The organism is Streptomyces sp. NPDC045470, from assembly GCF_040646595.1.
Classification (GTDB): domain Bacteria; phylum Actinomycetota; class Actinomycetes; order Streptomycetales; family Streptomycetaceae; genus Streptomyces.
Map to the genome: position 1 here is coordinate 401,254 of NZ_JBEZAN010000001.1, position 17,223 is coordinate 418,476.

Sequence of the window (17,223 nt, forward strand, 5' to 3'; positions counted from 1 at the left end):
GTACGTCATGGCCGACGATCTCCTCACCATCGCCGACACCACCTTCCACTCCCGTCTCATCATGGGGACGGGCGGGGCGCCCAGTCTCGACGTCCTGGAGCGGGCGCTGCTCGCCTCCGGTACGGAGCTGACGACGGTCGCCATGCGCCGCCTGGACCCGACCGTGCAGGGTTCGGTGCTGTCCGTACTGGAACGGCACGGCATCCGTGTGCTGCCGAACACCGCGGGCTGCTTCACCGCGGGCGAGGCGGTGCTGACCGCCCGGCTGGCCCGGGAGGCGCTGGGCACCGACTGGGTCAAGCTGGAGGTGGTCGCGGACGAGCGCACGCTGCTGCCCGACCCGGTCGAGCTGCTGGACGCCGCGGAGACCCTGGTGGACGACGGCTTCACCGTCCTGCCGTACACCAACGACGACCCGGTGCTGGCCCGCAAGCTGGAGGACGTGGGCTGCGCCGCGATCATGCCGCTGGGCTCCCCCATCGGCTCCGGACTCGGCATCCGCAATCCGCACAACTTCCAACTGATCACCGAGCGGGCCGGGGTCCCGGTGATCCTGGACGCGGGCGCCGGCACCGCCTCCGACGCCGCCCTGGCCATGGAGCTGGGCTGCGCCGCGGTGATGCTGGCGTCGGCGGTGACCCGTGCGCAGGAGCCCGTCCTGATGGCGGAGGCGATGCGGCACGCGGTCGAGGGCGGCCGGCTGGCGTACCGGGCCGGGCGCATCCCGCGCCGCCACTACGCGGAGGCTTCCTCCCCGGCGGAGGGCGTCGCCGCGCTGGACCCGGAGCGCCCGGCCTTCTGAGCCACCGGGCCTCTCGGGGTACGGCGGACACCCGAGGCACGGCGGGCGGCGCCCCTGATCGGCCGCCGCCCGCCATCGCCCGCCACCACCCACCCCGCGAAACGGGCATCCGGCACATCCCGGCCCGGCCGACGGCCCGCTCCTGTCACTGTTCGGATGCAATGGCCCACGGTTCCGGGCAGGGCGTCCGGCACCGCCGCGGCGGCTCGTAGACTCGTCTGCCGTGGATACGACCCTTCAGGACCCGCTGGTCGGGCAGCTGCTCGACGGCCGGTACCAGGTGCAGGCGCGCGTCGCCGCCGGCGGCATGGCCACGGTCTACCGGGCCGTGGACACCCGGCTGGACCGGGTGCTCGCCCTGAAGGTGATGCACCCGTCGCTGGCGGCCGACGCCGCGTTCGTCGACCGCTTCATCCGCGAGGCCAAGTCCGCAGCCCGGCTCGACCACCCCAACGTGGTGGGCGTCTACGACCAGGGCACCGACGGCACGTACGTGTACCTGGCCATGGAGTACGTCGCCGGGTGCACGCTGCGCGACGTCCTGCGCGAGCGCGGCGCCCTCCAGCCGCGGGCGGCGCTGGACATCGCGGAACCGATCCTGGCCGCGCTGGGCGCCGCCCACCGGGCCGGGCTGGTGCACCGCGACATGAAGCCGGAGAACGTCCTGATCGGCGACGACGGCCGGGTCAAGGTCGCCGACTTCGGCCTCGTACGGACCGTGGGCACGAACAGCACCGCCTCGACCGGCTCGGTCCTGGGCACGGTCTCCTACATGGCACCCGAGCGCATCGAAGACAGTACGGACGGTGCGGCGGGGCCGCCCGCGGACGTCTACGCGTGCGGTGTCGTGCTGTTCGAGATGCTGACCGGTGGCAAGCCGCACTCCGGCGGCAGCGCCGCCCAGGTGCTCTACCAGCACCTGCACGAGGACGTGCCGGCCCCTTCCACGTACGCGCCCGAGCTGGCGCCGCAGCTCGACGACCTGGTCGCCGCGGCCACCGCGCGCCGCCCCGAGCTGCGCCCGCAGGACGCGGTGACGCTGCTCGCGCAGACCCGCACGGTACGGGCCGAGCTGACCGACGCGCAGCTGGACGCGGTGCCGCCGCAGGCCAACGAGGCACCGGCGGACGGCGCGGCGGCGGGCTCCGAGGACCGTACGAGCGTGCTGCCGCGGTCGGCCGTACAGCCGCCGCTGCCGCTGGAGGAGCCGCTGAACCACACCAGCAGGCTGGAGACCCCGCCACCGGACCCGGCGTCGGCGGCCGAGCCGACCACCCGACTGCGCCCGGCGGCGGCCGCCCCGCGGTCCGGGACATGGACCGGGGTGCGGGCCGGGCTGCTGCGGACCCGGCGCAGGACGGCCTCGGTGATCGCGGCCGTGCTGCTCGTGCTGGTGGTGGGCGCGGGCGTCTGGTACATCAACTCCGGACAGTTCACCACCGTCCCGGCCGTACTGGACATGACGCAGGCCAAGGCGGAGCAGACGCTGCGCGCCGAGGGCCTGGAGGTGCGGGTGAAACGCGCCTTCAGCCCGAACGTGGAGCGCGGCCACGTCATGGCCACGGAGCCGGAGAACGGCAAGCGCATCCGCGGTACGGGCACGGTCACCATCACCCTGTCCAAGGGCCCGGAGATCGTCCAGGTGCCCGACCTGGCGGGCACCCCGGTCGCCGACGCCAAGCGCAAGCTGCGCGACCTGGGGCTGACCGTCGGCACGGTGCACAAGAAGTTCTCCGACGAGGTCGCCAAGGGGTCGGTGATCGGCACCGATCCGGCGGCGGGCAGCAAGCGGCGCCCGGAGACCGCCGTCGCGCTCACGGTCAGCCGCGGCGCCGAGGTCGACGTGCCGGACGTGACCGGCCGGGACCGGGCGGACGCGGAGGCGACGCTGCGCGGCGCGGGCTTCGAGGTGAAGATCGCGGACGGTACGGTGCACTCCCCGCACGACAAGGGCAGGATCGCCCGGCAGGCGCCGGGGGCGGGCGGCAAGCTGGGCCGCGGCGACACCGTGACGCTCACGCTCTCCGCGGGCCCCGAGATGGTCACCGTGCCGGACGTGACGGGCAAGACCGCCGCCGACGCCGAGCAGGCACTGTCCGACGCGGGCTTCGAGGTCGAGGTCAAGAAGCCGTTCCTGTTCCCGAGGGACAAGGTCGAGAGCCAGTCGGTCGCGGGCGGCGGGCAGGCGGCGAAGGGCAGCAGGATCACCATCCGGCTGGAGAGCGTGCTGTGAGCCGAGGCGGCGCCTCCGGTGCCGCCTCCCGGGCCCGCTGTGAGCAAGGACGCCCGCCCGCACGCCGGGACGGGCGCCCGGCACCTGGCACCCTTGACGGGTGAGCACCTCCCCTTCCCCGCAGAATTCTCCGCAGAACATTTCGCAGGACTCCCGGCAGCGCGCCCGGGAGCGCAACCCGGTCGGCGGCCATGTGCCGGTGGCCGGCGGCCTGGCCAAGGTCGGCGTCCCGTACGCCCGTGACATCGGCGGCGAGGCCGTACAGGTCTTCGTCGCCAACCCGCGCGGCTGGGCGACGCCGCCCGGCAGCCCGCAGCAGGACGAGGCGTTCCGGGAGGCGTGCGAGCGGGAGTCGCTCCCGGCGTACGTGCACGCCCCCTACCTGATCAACTTCGGCTCGCACACCGCGGAGACCGTGGAGAAGTCCGTGCTCTCGCTGCGCCACTCGCTGCGGCGCGGCCGGGCGATCGGCGCGCGGGGCGTGGTGGTGCACACCGGCTCGGCGACCGGCGGGCGGCCCCGCTCCGAGGCCCTGACACAGGTACGGGAACGGATGCGTCCGCTGCTGGAGGAGCTGACGCACGACGACGACCCGTGGCTGCTGCTGGAGCCGACGGCGGGGCAGGGCGCGTCGCTGTGCGCGCTGGCGGAGGATCTCGGCCCGTACTTCGACGCGCTGGACCGGCACCCGAAACTGGGCATCTGCCTGGACACCTGCCACGCCTTCGCGGCCGGGCACGACATGGCGGCGCCCGGCGGCATGAAGGCGCTGCTGGACGAGCTGGTCGACGTCGCGGGCGAAGGTCGGCTGAAACTGATCCACGCCAACGACTCCAAGGACGTCGTCGGCGCGCACAAGGACCGCCACGAGAACATCGGCGCGGGGCACATCGGCGCCGGCCCGTTCGGTGAGCTGTTCCGGCACCCGGCCACCCTGGGCGTACCGCTGGTGATCGAGACGCCGGGCGGCAAGGAGGGGCACGCGGCGGACGTGGCCCGCCTGAAGGATCTGCGCCACCCGGCCTGAGGCGCGGGCGGGCCGGGCCGTCCGGCGCGGCTACAGCTCCGGCCCGTCCCCCGGCCCCTCCTGGTAGGAGTAGCGCTGTTCGCGCCACGGGTCGCCGAGGTTGTGGTAGCCGCGCTCCTCCCAGAAGCCGCGGCGGTCCGCCGTCATGTATTCGATTCCCCGCACCCACTTGGGCCCTTTCCAGGCGTACAGGTGCGGGACGATCAGACGGACCGGGAAGCCGTGCTCGGCGGTGAGCAGCTCACCGGAGCGGTGGGTGGCGAACAGGGACTTGGCGTCGGCGAAATCGGCCAGCTTGAGGTTCGAACTGAATCCGTATTCGGCCCACACCATCACATGGGTGACATCCGGGGCCGGCGGCGCGAGGTCGAGGATCGTCCGGGTGGAGACCCCGCCCCATTCGGCGCCGAGCATGCTGAATTTCGTGACGCAGTGCATGTCGGCCACAACGGTCGTATAAGGCAGCGCGGCGAATTCCTCGTGCGTCCAGCAGTGCTTGTCGCCGTCCGCGGTGGCGCCGAAAGCGCGGAACTCCCAGCGTTCGGGCCGGAATTTCGGCACCGGGCCGTAGTGCGTGACCGGCCATCCCCGTTGCAGTCGCTGCCCCGGAGGCAGCTGAGGATGCTCCGCTTCGCGGCTTTCGGGCTGACCCATGCCGTCCATGGTGTCAGACCCTCGGGTGTGCCGGTGACCAGGGCGGCAGCGATTCGGGCAACTCGTACTAAGCGTGCACTTACTGGACGCCCAGCTCACGACGGTGCAAGGATGCGCGGCACCTGCCAGTACTCGCGTGGAAGGAGCCCGCTGTCATGCAGGGCGACCCCGAGGTCATCGAATTCCTCAACGAGCAGCTGACCGCCGAGCTGACCGCCATCAACCAGTACTTCCTGCACGCGAAGATGCAGGAGAACTTCGGCTGGACCAAGCTGGCCAAGTACACCCGGCACGAGTCGTTCGACGAGATGAAGCATGCGGAGATCCTCACGGACCGCATCCTCTTCCTGGACGGCCTGCCCAACTACCAGCGACTCTTCCACGTCCGGGTGGGCCAGACCGTCACCGAGATGTTCCAGGCGGACCGGCAGATCGAGGTGGAGGCCATCGACCGCCTCAAGCGGGGCATCGACGTGATGCGGACCAAGGGGGACATCACCTCGGCCAACATCTTCGAGTCCATCCTGGCCGACGAGGAGCACCACATCGACTATCTGGACACCCAGCTGGACCTGATCGAGAAGCTCGGTGAGCCGCTGTACCTCGCCCAGGTGATCGAGCAGCCGGAGGGCTGAGGCGGTCTGCTGAAACGGTCCGCTCAAGCGAACCGTTCCTTCAGCCGGGCCGTACGGACGGGCCGCACGGAAAGGCAGTCCGGGCGGCGCCGCGTCGGCCTGCCGTGCCCCGGGGTGGCTTCAGGCTGCTTCCGGCAGGGCGCCGGGGGCCGCGTCGGGTGCCGCCTGCGGCGTGATGTCGTACGGACCGCGCGTCCCGGCTGCCGTACCCGCGGCCGCCTCGCCGGACGGCTCGGCGCCGAGCGGTTCGGGGGCGCCCCGGTCGATCAGCTCGCGCCGGGGGCACGTGCCCCGGCCGAGCAGCGCCTGGATGCGGCGGACGCAGCCGCCGCAGTCGGTGCCGGCCTTGCTGGCGGAGGCGATCTGGCGCGGGGTGCAGGCACCGGACTCCGCGTGCTCACGGACCTGCTGCTCCGTGATGCCGAAGCACGAGCAGACGTACACGCGGGTCACCTCCGTCGACCTGTTCCGCAGTGAGGTTACCCTTACCTTACCCGGGACGAAAGTCCGCTAACAACGCCGATGGGGCGCGGATCCTGTGATCCGCGCCCCATCGGTGCGTACGTACGGCCCGGCCGGGCCGGTGGCTCACTGGTCCCGGTACATCTCCGCCACCAGGAACGCCAGGTCCAGCGACTGGCTGCGGTTGAGCCGCGGGTCGCAGGCGGTCTCGTAGCGCTGGTGCAGGTCGTCGACGAAGATCTCGTCGCCGCCGCCCACGCACTCGGTGACGTCGTCGCCGGTCAGCTCGACGTGGATGCCGCCCGGGTGCGTACCGAGGCTCTTGTGCACCTCGAAGAAGCCCTTGACCTCGTCCAGCACGTCGTCGAAGCGTCGGGTCTTGTGCCCGGAGGCGGCCTCGAAGGTGTTGCCGTGCATCGGGTCGCAGATCCAGGCGACCTGCGCGCCGGAGGCGGTGACCTTCTCGACCAGCTCGGGCAGCTTGCCGCGGATCTTGTCCGCGCCCATGCGGGTGATGAAGGTCAGCCGGCCCGGCTCCCGCTCCGGGTCGAGGCGCTCGATGAGCGTGAGCGCGTCCTCGGCGGTCGTCGTCGGGCCCAGCTTGACGCCGATCGGGTTGCGGATACGGGAGGCGAACTCGATGTGCGCGCCGTCCAGTTGCCGGGTGCGCTCGCCGATCCAGACCATGTGGCCGGAGACGTCGTAGAGGTCGCCGGTACGCGAGTCGGTACGGGTCAGCGCGGACTCGTAGTCCAGCACCAGCGCCTCGTGGGAGGCGTAGAACTCGACCGTCTTGAACTCCTCCGGGTCCACCCCGCAGGCGTTCATGAAGTTCATCGCCCGGTCGATCTCGCGCGCCAGCGCCTCGTACCGCTGCCCGGACGGGGAGGACTTCACGAAGTCCTGGTTCCAGGCGTGCACCTGGCGCAGGTCGGCGTAGCCGCCGGTGGTGAAGGCCCGTACCAGGTTCAGCGTCGCGGCGGAGGCGTGGTACATCCGCTTCAGGCGCTGCGGGTCCGGGATGCGGGCCGCCTCGGTGAACTCGAAGCCGTTGACGGAGTCGCCGCGGTAGGTCGGCAGCGTCACCCCGTCGCGGGTCTCGGTGGGCTTGGAGCGCGGCTTGCTGTACTGGCCCGCGATCCGGCCGACCTTGACGACCGGGACCGACCCGGCGTACGTGAGGACCGCGCCCATCTGGAGCAGGGTCTTGAGCTTGTTGCGGATGTGCTCGGCGGAGACGGCGTCGAACGCTTCCGCGCAGTCGCCGCCCTGCAGCAGGAACGCCTCGCCGCGGGCGACCGCTCCCAGGCGCTCGCGCAGCTGGTCGCACTCGCCGGCGAAGACGAGCGGCGGATAGGACTCCAGCTCGGCGATCACATCGCGCAGAGCCTCTTGGTCCGGCCATTCGGGCTGCTGCGCCGCGGGCAGGTCTCGCCAGGTGTTGCCACCGGCGTGGATTTCAGCGTTCACGGTCACGCGTCAACTTTACGGGGTCCGGACGGGGGTCCATCTCGCCGACCGGGATGTGAGACGAAGGTCCCACTCCCGTGGACCGCCGGGGGCTCGCGCCCGGCCCGGTGGTGCGCCCGCGCGACTCGGTCCGGTACCGAGTCCTCCGGGGCGCCGCGGGCGAGGGCGGCCAGTGTGCGCAGCGCGTACGCCAGGTCGCCGGGGGCCGGGGCGGCGAGGGCGACCCGGACGGCGTTGGGGGCGGGCGCGGCGCCGTGCGTGCCCTCCGCGCCGACGGCGAACGCGGCGGCCGGGGTGACGGCGATGCCGTGCCGGGCGGCGGCCGCGAGGAACGTCTCGGCCCGCCACCCCTCGGGCAGCTCCCACCAGGCGAAGTAGGAGGCCGGGTCGGCCCGTACCCGGTAGCCGTCGAGATGCTCGCGCAGCAGTGCCTGCCGGGCCGCGGCGTCCCGGCGCTTGGCCTCGACGACCGTGGTCACCACGCCGTCCAGCAGCCAGCGGACGGTGGCCTCCAGGGCGAAGCCCCCGGCCGTCCAGCCCCCGGAGCGCAGGGCGGCCGCGACCCGGTCGGCGGACGCGGGCGGCGCGAGGACCAGTCCGACGGTCAGGCCGGGCGCCAGGCGCTTGGAAAGGCTGTCGACCAGGAGGGTGCGCTCGGGGGCCAGGGCGGCCAGCGGCGGAAGTCCGGCCTGCCGGCCGTCGTCCAGGAGGAAGGACCACACGGCGTCCTCGACGGCCCACAGGTCCAGGGCGCGCAGCGTTTCGGCCAGCTCGGCGCGGCGCCCGGCGGGCATGGTCACGCCGAGCGGGTTGTGCAGCGTCGGCTGGAGGTAGAGGGCATGCAGCGGGGCGCCGCGGTGGGCCGCGCGTACGGCGTCCGGGTGCAGTCCGTACGCGTCCCCGGCGAGCGGTACGAGGGTGACGCCGAGGCGGGCGGCGACGGACTTGACCAGCGGATAGGTGAGCGCTTCGACGCCGAGGCGGCCGCCGGGCGGCACCAGCGCGGCGAGCGCGCCCGCGATGGCCTGGCGGCCGTTGCCCGCGAACAGCAGGCCGGCGGGGTCGGGGCGGAAGTCCCCGCGGGTGAGGAGGGCGGCGAAGCCTTCGCGGGCGGGCGCGGAGCCGGTCGCGGGGGCGACGGCCAGGGCCGCGCTCAGCACGTCGGGACGCAGCAGGGGCTCCAGTCCGCGGGCCAGGAGGGCGGCCTGCCCGGGGACCTCGGGGTAGTTGAGTTCGAGGTTGACGCGGGTGCGGCGGGCGGGGTCGGCGGGTTCGGCGAGCGCGGGTCCGGGGGCGTGCTGGGCGGCGCGTACGTACGTGCCGCGCCCGACCTCGCCGACGGTCAGCCCGCGGCGGGCCAGTTCGCGGTAGACGCGGGCGGCGGTGGAGGCGGCGATGCCGTGGGCGCGGGCGAAGGCGCGCTGGGTGGCGAGCCGGTCGCCGGGGCGCAGGCGCCCGGCGGCGAGGTCGGCCGCGACGGCGTCGGCGATGCGCCGGTAGTCCTCCACGGGCCCTCCCGGCCGTCACTCCTGGCGTCGACCATTGCACCGAGTGCAATGTTTTTATTGCACCGAGATGATGCCCGCCCTAGCATCGAGCCGTCAACAGGCCGGCCGCCAAGAACCTACGGACAGGGGCGAGTTGTGCTGTGTACAGCCATCGTCAACGGCATCACCACCACGTACGAGGACACCGGCGAAGCAGCCGGAGAAACGATCCTTCTGATCCATGGGCACCCCTTCGACCACACGATGTGGACCCCGCAGACCACCGCGCTGGCCGCCGCCGGCCACCGCGTCCTCGTACCGGACCTGCGCGGCTACGGCGCCACTCGGGTCGTACCGGGCACGACCCGCCTGGAGACCTTCGCCACCGACCTCGCCGCGCTCCTGGACCACCTCGGGGTGACGGACCGGATCGTCCTCGGCGGCCTGTCCATGGGCGGCCAGATCGCCATGGAGTGCGCCCGCCGCTTCCCGGAACGGCTGCGCGCCCTCGTCCTCGCCGACACCTTCGCCCGCGCCGAGACCCCCGAGGGCCGCCGGGCCCGCAACGCCATGGCCGACCGGCTGCTGCGCGAAGGGATGCGCGGTTACACGGAAGAGGTCCTGGACAAGATGGTCTCGCCGCGCACCCTCGCCATCCGGCCCGCCGTCGCGGAGCACGTACGGCGCATGATGCTCGGCGCGCCGCCCGAGGGCGCCGCCGCCGCACTGCGCGGGCGCGCGGAACGCCCCGACTACGCCGCCTCCTTGGCCCGCCTCGCCGTACCGGCCCTCGTCCTGACCGGCCGCGACGACACCTACACCCCGGTCCCCGATGCCGAGTTCCTGCGCGACCGCATCCCGGACGCGCGCCTGGCCGTCATCGAGGACGCCGCCCACCTGCCCAACCTCGAACAGCCCGACGCCTTCACCTCCGCGCTCACCGCCTTCCTCGCGGCGCTGCCGGAGCGCGTCGGGTAGGGTGACGCCCATGCACGCGCAACCGGCCAGGACCATGAACTGGTGGTGGACCGCTCATCCGGCGGCCCACTGATCGCGCGTAACCACTGACATCGCGAAGGCCGCCCCGAGGGGCGGCCTTCCGTGGTGTACGGGCCGTTCCTCCCTCCCGGAAGGAACCGCCGACATGCCTCGCTCCACCACCGACGCCGGCACCGCCGACGTCCTGCGCCGCCTGCTGTCCCCCGGCTGCCCGCCGTTCGCCCTGCTGCACCGCCGTACACCCGGCCGTCCCGCCGCCGGCACCGTCGGCACCGTCGAAGTACTGGTCGGCGAGGTGACCGAGGTGTCACGGCTGGACGGCATCCCGCTCGGCGACGGCGTGCCGGACAGCGGCACCGCGGTCACCGACGCCCTCGCACTCGTCCCGTTCCGGCAGATCCGCGAGCGCGGGTTCGATGTCCGCGACGACGGCACCCCCCTGGCGGTGCTGCGCCCGGACGAGGCGTACGAGCTGCCGCTGGACGAGGTGCTGGCGGAACTCCCCGCCCACGCGGTGCGGGTGACGGACGGCGCCTTCGACGTCTCCGACGACGCGTACGCCGGGACCGTCGAGCGGGTCCTGCGGGACGAGATCGGGACCGGCGAGGGCGCCAACTTCGTCATCCGGCGCACCTTCCAGGGCGGCATCCCGGACTTCGGCACGGCCGACGCGCTGGCCCTGTTCCGGCGGCTGCTGGCCGGTGAGCGCGGCGCGTACTGGACGTACGTCGTGCACCGGCCGGGCGTGCGCACGCTGGTCGGCGCCAGCCCCGAGGTGCACGTACGGATGTCCGGCGGGACGGTCGTGATGAACCCGATCAGCGGCACCTACCGCTACCCGGACGGGGGCCCGAGCGCGGAGCACCTGCTGGAGTTCCTGGGCGACCGCAAGGAGGTGGAGGAGCTGTCCATGGTCGTGGACGAGGAGCTGAAGATGATGTGCACCGTCGGCGACAAGGGCGGTGTGGTGGTCGGGCCGCGCCTCAAGGAGATGGCGCACCTCGCGCACACGGAGTACGAGCTGCGCGGGCGCTCCTCGCTCGACGTGCGTCAGGTGCTGAAGGAGACGATGTTCGCCGCGACCGTCGTCGGTTCGCCGGTGCAGAACGCCTGCCGGGTGATCGAACGCCACGAGGCCGACGGGCGCGGCTACTACGCGGGGGCGCTGGCACTGATCGGGCGGGACGCGGGCGGCGCGCAGACGCTGGACTCGCCGATCCTGATCCGTACGGCGGACATCGACGCGGACGGCGGACTGCGGGTGGCGGTCGGCGCCACCCTCGTACGGGCCTCCGATCCGCACGCCGAGGTCGCCGAGACGCACGCCAAGGCCGCCGGGGTGCTGACCGCCCTCGGCGTGCGCCCCGCGCCGGACCGTACGGAGGAGTCCGCCGGGCGGCCCCGGCTGGCCGACGACCCGCGGGTGCGGGCCGCGCTCGACGCCCGCCGCGCGGACCTCGCACCCTTCTGGCTGCGGATGCAGAGCACCGCGCCGACCGCCGCGCTGTCCGGCCACGCGCTGGTGATCGACGCGGAGGACACCTTCACCGCGATGCTGGCGCACCTGCTGCGCACCTCGGGGCTGACGGTGACCGTGCGCCGGTACGACGAGCCGGGGCTGCGGGAGGCCGCGGCGGCCCACGAGGGGCCGGTCGTGCTCGGCCCCGGCCCCGGCGACCCGTCGGACGCCGCCGACCCGAAGATGCGGCTGCTGCGCGCCCTGACCGCGCAGCTCGTCCGCGACCACCGGCACGGGCTGCTCGGCGTCTGCCTCGGGCACGAGCTGATCGCCGCGGAGCTGGGTCTGGAGATCGTGCGCAAGGAGGTGCCGTTCCAGGGCGCGCAGGAGCGCATCGACTTCTTCGGCCGTCCGGAGACCGTCGGTTTCTACAACACCTTCACGGCCCGCTGCGACGAGGCGGCGGTGGCCGAACTGGCCATGCACCGGGTCGAGCTGAGCCGGGACACGGACTCCGGCGAGGTGCACGCGCTGCGCGGTCCCGGGTTCGCGGGCGTGCAGTTCCACCCGGAGTCCGTGCTGACGCTGGACGGGGCGGCGATCACCGCCCAGTTGCTGGCCGCTGTCCTGGTGTGACCAGGAGGTTCTCGTTGGTGCGGCCGGCCAGGTAGTCCTCGACGTTGCGTACGGTGGCGTCGAGGATCTGGCCGACCGCGTCCCCGGTGAAGTACGCCTGGTGCGAGGTGACGAGCACGTTCCCGAAGGTCATCAGGCGGGCGAGGGTGTCGTCGTGGACGACTTCGAGGGACTTGTCGAAGAAGAAGAGCCCGGCCTCCTCCTCGTAGACGTCCAGACCGACACCGCCGAGCCGGCCGGCCTTGAGGGTCTCCACCAGCGCCGCGGTGTCGACGAGGCCGCCGCGGCTGGAGTTGACCAGGATCGCGTCGTCCTTCATGGCGGCCAGCGCGGCGGCGTCGACGAGGTGGCGGGTCGACTCCATGAGCGGTACGTGCAGGCTGATCAGGTCCGACTCGGCGAACAGCCGGTCCTGGCCGACGTACGTCATGCCCAGTTCGGCGCAGCGGGGGTTCTCGACGAGGTCCCAGCCCAGCAGCTTCATGCCGAAGCCGTGGGCGATCCGGGTGAACGCCTCGCCGATCTTGCCGGTGCCGAGCACGCCGGCGGTACGGCCGTGCAGGTCGCGGCCCATCAGCCCGTCGAGGCGGAAGTCGAAGTTCCGGGTGCGGTTGGCGGCCCGTACGATCCGGCGGTCGACGGCCAGGGCCAGGCCCCAGGCGAACTCCGCGACCGAGTACGGCGAGTAGGCGGAGACCCGGCCGACGGTCAGTCCGAGGTCGGCCGCGGCCTCCAGGTCGATGTTGTTGTAGCCGGTGGCGCGCTGGGCGATCATCTTCGTGCCGCCGACCGCCAGCGACTGGAGCACCTCGGCGTTCAGGTCGGCGTTGACGCTGACGCTGACGACCTCGTGGCCCGCGGCGATGGGGGCGGTGTCACGGTTGAGGAAGACGTCGAGGCAGCGGACCTGGTGACGGCCGTCGAAGGCCCGTACCAGCAGCGGCCGCTCGTCCGCCTGCACGCCGAACGCGATGATCTCCACGGTGTCTCCCGACGTTGCCGGTCATGCGGTCCGGTCACCGCCGCCCGTTTCGGGGCATTTACGGTGACAGGGCCGAATATACGGCGCGGGGCGCGCCCCGGCCGCCCGTCCGACGCGTACGGCGACGTACGGGCGCGGACGGGCGCGCACGAGGACGTACGGGCGCGTACGGCGCCGTACGGCGGGACCTGCCGCTCCCCCGGCCCCGCCACCGGCCCCGGCCGCGCGCCACCCACCGGCCGGGCTCAGCCGAAGAAGACCCCGGCCTCCGCGTACAGCTTCGGATCGACGGTCTTGAGCTTCGCGGTCGCCTCCGCCAGCGGCACCCGGACGATGTCCGTGCCGCGCAGGGCGACCATCGTGCCGAAGTCGCCGTCCCGCACCGCGTCGATCGCGTGCAGGCCGAAGCGGGTGGCCAGCCAGCGGTCGAAGGCGCTGGGCGTGCCGCCGCGCTGGGTGTGGCCGAGCACCGTCGTACGGGCCTCCTTGCCCGTACGGTCCTCGATCTCCTTGGCCAGCCACTCGCCCACGCCCGACAGCCGCACATGCCCGAACGAGTCCGTCGACCCGTCCTTGAGGACCATCTGGCCGTCCTTGGGCATGGCCCCCTCGGCGATCACCACGATCGGCGCGTACCGCACCTTGAAGCGGGACTCGATCCAGGCGCAGACCTGGTCGATGTCGAAGCGCTGCTCGGGAATGAGGATGACGTTGGCGCCGCCGGCCAGGCCGGAGTGGAGCGCGATCCAGCCCGCGTGCCGGCCCATGACCTCGACGACCAGCACCCGCATGTGCGACTCGGCGGTGGTGTGCAGCCGGTCGATGGCCTCGGTGGCGACGCCGACGGCGGTGTCGAAGCCGAAGGTGTAGTCGGTGGCGGACAGGTCGTTGTCGATCGTCTTGGGCACGCCGACGCAGGGCACGCCGTACTCGCCGGAGAGCCGGGCCGCGACGCCGAGGGTGTCCTCGCCGCCGATCGTGATCAGTGCCTCGACCTCCTCCTTGGCGAGGGTGTCCTTGATCCGGCGGATGCCGTCCTGCTGCTTGAGGGGGTTGGTCCGCGAGGAGCCGAGGACCGTGCCGCCGCGGGGCAGGATGCCGCGTACGGCGGGGATGTCGAGCGGTACCGTGTCGCCTTCCAGGGGCCCGCGCCAGCCGTCCCGGAAGCCGACGAAGTCGTAGCCGTACTCCTGGACACCCTTGCGCACCACGCCTCGGATGACCGCGTTGAGACCGGGGCAGTCACCGCCGCCGGTCAGTACTCCGACCCGCATCGCTTCTTCACCTTCATCCCGTGAGGGGCCGCGCACCCGCCGGTGGCCGCGCGCGGCCGTGCTGTGCCGACGCCGGTCACGCTAATGGTGATGCACGTCACCCCGGGATGGGGAGGAAAGCGAATTCCCCGGAAATGCCGGGGACTTGACGCAATGCGTTCACTCGTACGAGCGCATTGCGCCTACGGGGCCGGTGCCCTCGCGACCCCCCGGACGGCGAGGGCCGGGCTTCTAGACCTCGTCCAGGCCCCGTTCTATCGCATACCGGACCAGTTCGACGCGGTTGTGGAGCTGGAGCTTGCCCAGGGTGTTCTGCACGTGGTTCTGGACCGTGCGGTGCGAGATGACCAGCCGGTCGGCGATCTGCTTGTACGACAGGCCCTTGGCGACCAGGCGCAGCACCTCGGTCTCCCGCTCGGTCAGCCGCGGCGCGCCCGGCTCGTCCTCGGCGGCCGGGACGGGCTCGGTCGCCAGCCGGCGGTACTCCCCCAGCACCAGCCCGGCCAGGCCCGGCGTGAACACCGGGTCGCCGGCCGCCGTACGGCGCACCGCGTCCAACAGCTCCTCGGTACTGGCCGACTTGAGCAGGTAGCCCGTCGCGCCGGACTTGACGGCCTCCAGCACGTCGGCGTGCTCGCCGCTGGCGGAGAGCACCAGCACCCGCAGGGCGGGGTGGGTGCCGACCACCTCCCGGCAGACCTCCACGCCGGGCAGGCCCGGCAGGTTCAGGTCCAGGACGAGGACGTCGGGTGCCGCGGCCTGCGCGCGGCGCACCGCCTGCGGCCCGTCCCCGGCCGTCGCCACCACGTCGTACCCGGCCTCGGCCAGATCGCGGGCGACCGCGTCCCGCCACATCGGGTGGTCGTCGACCACCATCACCTTCACGTCCTGCGGCTCGCTCACGCCGTGCTCCTCCCCCGTTTCCGGCCCTCGGGCACGCCGCCCTTGGGGACTTTCAGCTCCACTTCCGTGCCCTGGCCGGGGACCGAGATCCAGTCGGCGCTGCCGCCCAGGTCCCGCAGCCGGCCGCGGATCGACAGGGCCACCCCCAGCCGGCCCTCGCGCTCGGCGTCCGCGAGGCGGCCTTCGGGAATGCCGGGGCCGTCGTCCCGCACCGTCACGACCACCTCGTCCGGCTCGTCCTCCACCAGGATCCACGCCTGTGCCTCGGCCCCCGCGTGCACCCTGACATTGTCCAACGCAGCACTGACAGCGGCCGCCAGCTCCGCGGCGGCCACCGCCGGGAGCACGACCGGACCGCCCGGCTCGGAGAACGTGACGCGCGCACCGGCGTGCGGCGCGAGCAGGGCCCGTACGTCGCACGGCCCGGCGTCGGGGCCGTCCTCGGCGCACGGCACCGGCGCGGCCAGTGCCTCCTGAGGGGTGCGGACCGCCTCCTCCCCGGCGGCGGGGACGGCCGTACCGGACGGCGGGGTCAGCCCGCTGGAGACCAGCGTGCGCAGCGCGACCTCCTGCTCCCCCGCCATCCGGCCCAGTTCGGCGGCCTCGCCGCCGATCGCGGCACCGCGCCGCTGCACCATCGCCAGGACCTGCAGGACGCTGTCGTGGATGTCCCGGGCCAGCCGCTCCCGCTCACGGGTGGCGGCCTCGATCTGGAGGGCGCGGGCGAGGGTGCGCTCACTGGCGCGGGCCACCTCGACCACGTAACCGATGGCGACGCTCGCCACCCACACCAGGACGACGTTGTGGATGGTGTCGCGGGCGAGTTCCTGGCGTTCGACCAGATTGACGACGGCGACCAGCGCGGAGGCCACCGCGGCCCAGCGCCAGCCGCCCTTGATGGCGAAGCCGAGCACCGCGCCCGCCGTCCAGATGGAGGGCAGGGTCGCCGCGCCGTCCATGATCCGCTCGTGGCTGTCCGCCACCAGGGTGAGCAGGATGCCACCGAGCGCGAAGGACAGGTCGCCGATGAGGAAGGCGCGGGTGCAGCGCTCCGCCGAGGTCGTACGGCGCCAGGTGAAGGCCATCCACACGGTCAGCGCCGTCATGTAGGCGGCGGCGACGAGGGGATGCGCGTACTTCTTGTAGGAGAACACGAACAGGACCAGGACGTAGGCCAGGGTCAGGACGCGGTACCCGGTCAGCGCCCGCCACAGCGGGAGCTCCACCGACATCCGGACCACCCGTTGCGGCCGCCCTTTACCCTGGCCCGCCGCCGCGCCGGCCGCGGGCCGTATCTCTGCCTCTGCCATTTCGCCCCCCACCCCTGTGCCGGGGCGCGCCTACGCCCCGGTGCCGGTCCTGCCCTGCCGGTCCGCGGCCGGCGCGGCCCGCCGCTTGCCGGTCCTGGCCGCCGTCCCTGCTTTCTCGGCCTTCTCGGCCTTCTCGGCCTTCTCCGCCTCGGCCTTCTTCTTGGCCGCGTCCGCGATCTGCCGCTTGGCGGCGGTCGCGTAGATGTCCACGTACTCCTGGCCCGACAGCTTCATGATCTCGTACATGACCTCGTCGGTCACCGAGCGCAGGATGAAGCGGTCGCCCTCCATGCCGTGGTACCGGCTGAAGTCCAGCGGCTTGCCGATCCGGATACCGGGCCGGATCATCTTCGGCATCACCTTGCCGGGCGGCTGCACCTTCTCCGTGTCGATCATCGCGACGGGGATGACCGGGGCGCCGGTGGCCAGCGCCACCCGGGCCAGGCCGCCGGGCTTGCCGCGGTAGAGCCGGCCGTCCGGCGAGCGGGTGCCCTCCGGGTAGATGCCGAACAGCTCACCGCGCTCCAGCACCTCGATGCCGCTCTTGATCGCCGCCTCGCCCGCGCCCCGCGCGCCCGAGCGGTCCACCGGCAGCTGGCCCACGCCCTTGAAGAAGGCGGCGGTCAGCTTGCCCTTGACGCCCGGCGAGGTGAAGTACTCGGCCTTGGCGATGAAGGTGACCTTGCGGTCGAGCACCGCGGGCAGGAAGAAGGAGTCCGAGAAGGAGAGATGGTTGCTCGCCAGGATCGCGGGTCCCGTTGCGGGGATGTTCTCCAGGCCCTCCACCCAGGGACGGAAAGCCAGCTTCAGCGATCCGCCGATGGAAAACTTCATTGCGCCGTAGATCAACCCACTGCCTCCTGTGTGTGACGCAAAGACCTTAACCTGCC

Annotated in this window: 16 protein-coding genes; 7 read left to right on the forward strand and 9 right to left on the reverse strand. The window is 72.8% G+C overall.

Translation table 11 applies throughout. From position 1 onward, the window contains the following. Positions 1–7 precede the first annotated feature (7 nt). From AB0A97_RS01685 to AB0A97_RS01695, 3 genes are all read left to right on the forward strand, one after another. Positions 8–802: a thiazole synthase gene (locus AB0A97_RS01685; protein ID WP_361142980.1), complete on the forward strand. Its 795-nt coding sequence runs from the start codon at positions 8–10 to the stop codon at positions 800–802. 223 nt (positions 803–1,025) lie between these two features. Beyond that, complete coding sequence (gene pknB / locus AB0A97_RS01690) at positions 1,026–3,035, forward strand: Stk1 family PASTA domain-containing Ser/Thr kinase (protein WP_361142983.1); 2,010 nt, start codon at positions 1,026–1,028, stop codon at positions 3,033–3,035. A gap of 139 nt (positions 3,036–3,174) precedes the next feature. Then, positions 3,175–4,062: a deoxyribonuclease IV gene (locus AB0A97_RS01695; protein ID WP_361145146.1), complete on the forward strand. Its 888-nt coding sequence runs from the start codon at positions 3,175–3,177 to the stop codon at positions 4,060–4,062. A 30-nt stretch (positions 4,063–4,092) separates the two neighbouring features. Here AB0A97_RS01695 and AB0A97_RS01700 read toward each other — a convergent pair whose 3' ends face one another. After that, the gene (locus AB0A97_RS01700; protein WP_361142985.1) at positions 4,093–4,725 is read right to left on the reverse strand and encodes a sulfite oxidase-like oxidoreductase; all 633 of its coding nucleotides are present in this window, start codon (positions 4,723–4,725) and stop codon (positions 4,093–4,095) included. 146 nt (positions 4,726–4,871) lie between these two features. Here AB0A97_RS01700 and bfr point away from each other — a divergent pair, with 146 nt between their 5' ends. Further along, positions 4,872–5,351 carry a bacterioferritin gene (bfr, locus tag AB0A97_RS01705; protein WP_030020883.1) on the forward strand — a complete coding sequence of 160 codons (480 nt, stop codon included), beginning with the start codon at positions 4,872–4,874 and terminating at the stop codon, positions 5,349–5,351. 120 nt (positions 5,352–5,471) lie between these two features. Here bfr and AB0A97_RS01710 read toward each other — a convergent pair whose 3' ends face one another. The 3 genes from AB0A97_RS01710 to AB0A97_RS01720 all read right to left on the reverse strand — a co-directional run bounded on the left by AB0A97_RS01710 (position 5,472) and on the right by AB0A97_RS01720 (position 8,791). After that, positions 5,472–5,795 carry a (2Fe-2S)-binding protein gene (locus AB0A97_RS01710; protein ID WP_361145149.1) on the reverse strand — a complete coding sequence of 108 codons (324 nt, stop codon included), beginning with the start codon at positions 5,793–5,795 and terminating at the stop codon, positions 5,472–5,474. A 144-nt stretch (positions 5,796–5,939) separates the two neighbouring features. Then, a complete protein-coding gene (locus AB0A97_RS01715) occupies positions 5,940–7,283 on the reverse strand; it encodes a class II 3-deoxy-7-phosphoheptulonate synthase (RefSeq protein ID WP_361145152.1) in 1,344 nt (447 codons plus the stop codon). A gap of 2 nt (positions 7,284–7,285) precedes the next feature. After that, positions 7,286–8,791 (reverse strand): PLP-dependent aminotransferase family protein, encoded by a 1,506-nt coding sequence (locus tag AB0A97_RS01720; RefSeq protein ID WP_361142988.1) that lies wholly within the window; start codon positions 8,789–8,791, stop codon positions 7,286–7,288. A gap of 135 nt (positions 8,792–8,926) precedes the next feature. Here AB0A97_RS01720 and AB0A97_RS01725 point away from each other — a divergent pair, with 135 nt between their 5' ends. From AB0A97_RS01725 to AB0A97_RS01735, 3 genes are all read left to right on the forward strand, one after another. Next, positions 8,927–9,748 carry an alpha/beta fold hydrolase gene (locus tag AB0A97_RS01725; RefSeq protein WP_361142990.1) on the forward strand — a complete coding sequence of 274 codons (822 nt, stop codon included), beginning with the start codon at positions 8,927–8,929 and terminating at the stop codon, positions 9,746–9,748. Between the two features lie 10 nt (positions 9,749–9,758). Then, a complete protein-coding gene (locus AB0A97_RS01730) occupies positions 9,759–9,821 on the forward strand; it encodes a trp operon leader peptide (protein ID WP_361145153.1) in 63 nt (20 codons plus the stop codon). A 93-nt stretch (positions 9,822–9,914) separates the two neighbouring features. Beyond that, complete coding sequence (locus AB0A97_RS01735) at positions 9,915–11,864, forward strand: anthranilate synthase family protein (protein WP_361142993.1); 1,950 nt, start codon at positions 9,915–9,917, stop codon at positions 11,862–11,864. Here AB0A97_RS01735 and AB0A97_RS01740 read toward each other — a convergent pair. From AB0A97_RS01740 to AB0A97_RS01760, 5 genes are all read right to left on the reverse strand, one after another. After that, on the reverse strand, positions 11,830–12,846 hold the full coding sequence (locus AB0A97_RS01740) for a 2-hydroxyacid dehydrogenase (RefSeq protein ID WP_361142996.1): 1,017 nt from the start codon (positions 12,844–12,846) through the stop codon (positions 11,830–11,832). The genes AB0A97_RS01735 and AB0A97_RS01740 overlap by 35 nt on opposite strands. 245 nt (positions 12,847–13,091) lie before the next feature. After that, entirely contained in the window at positions 13,092–14,120 is a 1,029-nt protein-coding gene (locus AB0A97_RS01745; RefSeq protein ID WP_361142999.1) for a 6-phosphofructokinase, read from the reverse strand. Positions 14,121–14,351: 231 nt separating this feature from the next. Further along, on the reverse strand, positions 14,352–15,023 hold the full coding sequence (locus AB0A97_RS01750; RefSeq protein WP_361143002.1) for a response regulator transcription factor: 672 nt from the start codon (positions 15,021–15,023) through the stop codon (positions 14,352–14,354). After that, positions 15,020–16,333: a DUF5931 domain-containing protein gene (locus AB0A97_RS01755; protein ID WP_361143005.1), complete on the reverse strand. Its 1,314-nt coding sequence runs from the start codon at positions 16,331–16,333 to the stop codon at positions 15,020–15,022. Before AB0A97_RS01755 ends, AB0A97_RS01750 begins: the two co-directional genes overlap by 4 nt. 30 nt (positions 16,334–16,363) lie before the next feature. Then, positions 16,364–17,167 (reverse strand): lysophospholipid acyltransferase family protein, encoded by an 804-nt coding sequence (locus tag AB0A97_RS01760; RefSeq protein WP_361143007.1) that lies wholly within the window; start codon positions 17,165–17,167, stop codon positions 16,364–16,366. Positions 17,168–17,223: the final 56 nt, after the last annotated feature.